Origin of the sequence: Pseudomonas sp. EGD-AK9 (genome assembly GCF_000465935.2) — a bacterium.
Classification (GTDB): Bacteria; Pseudomonadota; Gammaproteobacteria; order Pseudomonadales; family Pseudomonadaceae; genus Aquipseudomonas.
The window spans coordinates 1-4116 of record NZ_AVOF01000283.1 but is presented as its reverse complement, the minus strand read 5'-3'; the positions used below and the strand labels follow the sequence as shown (position 1 = coordinate 4116).

Sequence of the window (4116 nt, the reverse complement as noted above, 5' to 3'; positions counted from 1 at the left end):
CTGCCGGCGCGCGGCGGCGGCCTGCTCGATGCCCTGCACCGCGTCGGCAGGATGGGCGGCCAGCAGGGCGGCCGCCTGGTCGTTGGTCGGTGGGGTCATGTTCGCCTCCTGGTCTGCGACGGCCGCTTGCTGCTGGGTCAGCGCCGGCAGGGCCATCAACTGGTCGGGCGCGTAGTTGTTCAGCTCGTCCAGGCTGCGAACCTGGTGGGGTTCACCGTCCTGGTCGTGGAACGCAAAGATGCGCTGGCCGTCGCTCCACCTGGCTTCGGCGTCGATGCTCGACACGATCTGTTCGCCGTGCTGCTGGAGCTGCTGCGCGAGGTGGAGCTGTTCGGCCATGTTGGCGAACTCTTGCGCCAAGCCCTTGCGCTCCAGGTAGGCGTTGTCGGTGTCGGTGTGGCTCGGGTCGATGCCGAACACCGGCGACAGCCGGTCATGCGCGACCGCGTAGAACTGCTCGGGATCGGTGCCGGTGATGCTGCCCACGGTTTCGAGGCCACGGCTGCGCAAGGCGTCTTCCAGGGTGTCGCCCTGGAATGCCTGGTAGTGGCTGAAAGACACGTCCGGGTTGTCCAGGACTTCGGCAATGTCCACGGCCAGGGCCTGGGCCACGGCTTCGTCCTGGGCCTGGCTCTGCTGCTGGTCTTGCTCCTGAACCTGCTTCTGCTCGAAGGCCAGCACGTAGTCGTGAATCTTCTCGGCATCGGCGGCCGCGCGGAACACCTCCAGCGGCTCGTCTTGCAGCGCCTTGATCCACGAACCCACATAGGCGGCGTGCTGGCCCGGATCGTGGCCGATGCCCAGCTCGTCGCCGACGATCATGGAAGCGATTTCGGCGCGCAGCTCTTCCTTGGCGTACCCCTCGCTCCCGAACGGGTGCGCCAGGTCGCGGTCAAGGCGCGAAGCGTGGCCCGTCCAGTGGCCCAGCTCGTGCAGCGCGGTCGCGTAGTAGCGGTCGGAGCTGGGGAACTGGCCGCGCTCCGGCAGGGTGATGCTGTCGGTCGAAGGGCGGTAGAACGCCCGATCACCGGCGGCGTGGGTGATCGTCGCGCCCGAGGCTTTCAGGATGTGCTCGGCGCGCTCGACGGCGTTCCAAGTCTGTTCCTTCTTCGGCTGGAGCGGCGGCAGGCCGTCGATCTGCTCGCCGTTGAACACGGTCGCAAAGAACACGCGCGGCCGCTCCAGCATGACGGTTTCCTTGACCGGCTGGCCCTTCGCATCGAGGACGGGCCGGCCGCTGTCGTCCAGCTTGTCTTGCTCTTCGCTGAACTTCCAGTATTGAACCGGCGTGCCTTTCTCGCCCTTGCGAACCTGCGCGCCCACGGCGGCGGCCTGCTTGTAGGTCATCCAGCGCGCATCGCTGCGGCCCTGGGCCATCAGGTGGATGGCGTTGATCCCTTTGTACCGCTTGCCGGTGGTCGGGTTCATCGGCAGGTAGGCGTTGGGTTCGCCCGGCTCCCACGGCTTTTGCCACGGTGCGGTGCCGGCCTTGAGCTGCTCGATCAGCTTTTCGGCCACGACTTCGTGAAACGGCTTCTTCGGCTCCATGTTCTCGTCCCTTCGGAATAGCTCGTTGAACTGAGGGAAGTTCTGCTGTGTCCGGGAACGGTCGCGCAGGCCCTGGGCGACCATGCACACGATGTTGTGCAGGTCGTCGGCCTGCATGGGCCGCACGCGGGCGATGCAGGTTTCCGTGAATGACTGTTGGCCGCGCTGCTGCACCTGGTCGGCGACCTGGTGCTGGCTCGGCTCGATGCCCTCGCAGTGCAGGGCAAACACTTCCTCGGCGCGCACGTCCAGGGACTGGCCGGCATAGCGCCGGTTCACGTCATCCCATAGCGGCTTGAGGGTGGGTTCGTTGCGGGCGGCCGCCAGGCCGTCCAGCAAGGCGCGCTTCTCGCCCGGCGCGAAGGTGTTGGCCCCGTAGTGGCCTAGCACCTCGTGCCGCAGCGTCATCAGTAGGTCGCCGGCGCTCTCGACGTTCTGCAAGGGCACGTCCACGCGGCCACGGTAGGCGCGGCCGGCGTGCAGCGTCTCCTTGGGCACGTAGCCGCCCTTCATGTCGGCCGGCACCTCGGCCGCTCGCGGCCCGTACAGCTCGGCCGCGTCCTCGCGGAACTTGTAGGCCAGCTCCAGCGCGCCGGGGTAGTCGCGGACGAAAGCCCGCGTCACCCCTTGCGCCTCGGCTTTCGTGATCGGCATGGGTCAGCCCTCCGACGCCTTGCGCGCGGCGGCCTGGGCAACCGTCTCGCCGGGCCGCAGGTCGTACAGCTCGCGGGCGTTCGTGGTGGTGATGAACGGCGGGATGTCGGCGCTCGGGCCTTCGTCGTCCAGGAATGCCGGCTCCAGCGCGCCATCGACTTCCACCAGGTCGTCGCCGCTCGCGGCGGCGTCCTGCTCGGACAGCGCGTCCTCCACGAACGCGCCCACGCGCTCGGCTTCGTCGGGGTCGAACTCGACCTGGAAGCCGGGCGTCAGCGCGTCGGCCATCTTCTCGCGCACGGCCTCGCGGCCGGCGGCGTCGTCGTCAACCGGCGGCAGGACGGCCAGCGGCTCGTCGTGGGCGGCGGTGTTGGTGGTGGTTTGCTCGTTCATGGTCGATCTCCTTCGCTGTGGTCATTCGGATGCCGGGCCGTTGCGGCCCTTGCTGTAGTCGGGCCGACCCTTGAGGTCGGGGTAGGTCTGCTTGCATGTGGGGAAGTTGCTGCAACCCCACCAGAATTGCCCCTTCTTCTTGCTCGGCCGGCGCGACAAGCCGCTGCCGCAGGCCATGCACTTGTGAAGGGATGACACCGGCGCGGCTTCCTTGCCGCCGGCGATGGTCACGGCTCCGCTGTTGGCCTTCGCCACCTGGTCGCGGATGAACGTCTCTTGCTTCGTGATGAAGGCGTCCAGGGCGGCCGTGCCCTGCTCGACGCCTTTCAGCATCCGCTCGTAGAGCGCGGTCAGCACCGGGCTTTTCACAACCTCGGGCAGCGCGTCGATGACGCTGCGGCCGAGGGTCGTGCTGATGATCTGCTTGCCTTTGACGGCCAGGAACTCGCGCCGCTTCAACTCGGAAATGATCGACGCACGGGTGGCCGACGTGCCGATGCCGTCGCCCTCGCGCAGCATCTTCTTGTGCTCGGCATCGCTGACGAACTTGTGGATGTTCTCCATCGCGCGGATCAGCGTGCCCTCGGTAAAGCGCGCTGGCGGCTTCGTCTTGGCGTCCTTGCGGGTGGCGGCCGTGCAGGTCACGGCGTCGCCCTGGGCCATCGACGGCAGGGCCTGCGTGCCGCTGTCGTCGTCCTCGTCCTTCTCGCCTTCCTCGTCGGCCTGGCTGTACACGTCACGCCAGCCGTTGCGCGTGACTACCTTGCCGCTCGCGGCGAAGTTCTCGCCCGCGATCTCGACGCCCACGGTGGTCTGCATGTACTCGTGCAGCGGGTAGAACTGCGCCAGGTAGGCGCGCACGATCAGGTCGTAGATGTTGCGCTCGCGCTCGCTGAGGGCGGCCTTGCTGCCCTTCTGCATGGTCGGCACGATGCCGTGGTGCGCGGTGATCTTCGAGTCGTCCCACGTCTTGGACTTGATACGCGGATCGGCACCATCGACCAGGCCGGCCAGTTCGGGGTTGACGTGCTTGATCGCCTCCAGCACGCGCGGCGCGTCGGCGTGCTGCGACTCCGGCAGGTAGGCGCAGTCGGTGCGCGGGTACGAGGTCAGCTTGTGCGTCTCGTAGAGCGCCTGGCAGGTGTTCAGCACGTCCTCGGCGCTGTAGCCGAACTTGGCCGAGGCCAGTGCCGTAATGTCGGACAGGGCGAAGGCCAGCGGCTGGTTCTGCTTCTTGGCCTCCTGTTTGTACGCGGCGATGGTGCCCGGCTGGCCCTTGACGGCGGCCACCAGGGCGTCGGCGACGGCGGTATCGACAAGGCGGCCTTCGCTGTCCAGACCGGCTTGATCCTCCTTCGCCTTCCATGCGGCGGCGAAGCTGCCGCCGGCGTGCTGCACCACCGCCCGGATGGTGTGGTACGGCACGGCCTTGAATGCCTCGATCTCGCGGTCGCGGGCGACCACGAGGGCCAGCGTCGGCGTCTGCACGCGGCCCACGGTCAGCAGGGCGCGCGAGCCGCC

Annotated in this window: 3 protein-coding genes; all 3 read right to left on the bottom strand. The window is 67.9% G+C overall.

All coding sequences use genetic code 11. The features are described 5' to 3' along the window. The coding region (locus tag N878_RS13890) for an ArdC family protein (RefSeq protein ID WP_021444246.1) at positions 1–2202 on the bottom strand (2202 nt) is incomplete at its 3' end. Positions 2203–2205: 3 nt separating this feature from the next. Next, positions 2206–2595, bottom strand: coding sequence for a protein TraD (locus tag N878_RS13885; protein WP_006122510.1), 390 nt, complete (start codon positions 2593–2595; stop codon positions 2206–2208). A gap of 21 nt (positions 2596–2616) precedes the next feature. Beyond that, positions 2617–4116 (bottom strand): DNA topoisomerase (locus tag N878_RS13880; protein ID WP_021444245.1); only part of this gene is annotated, 1500 nt, incomplete at its 5' end.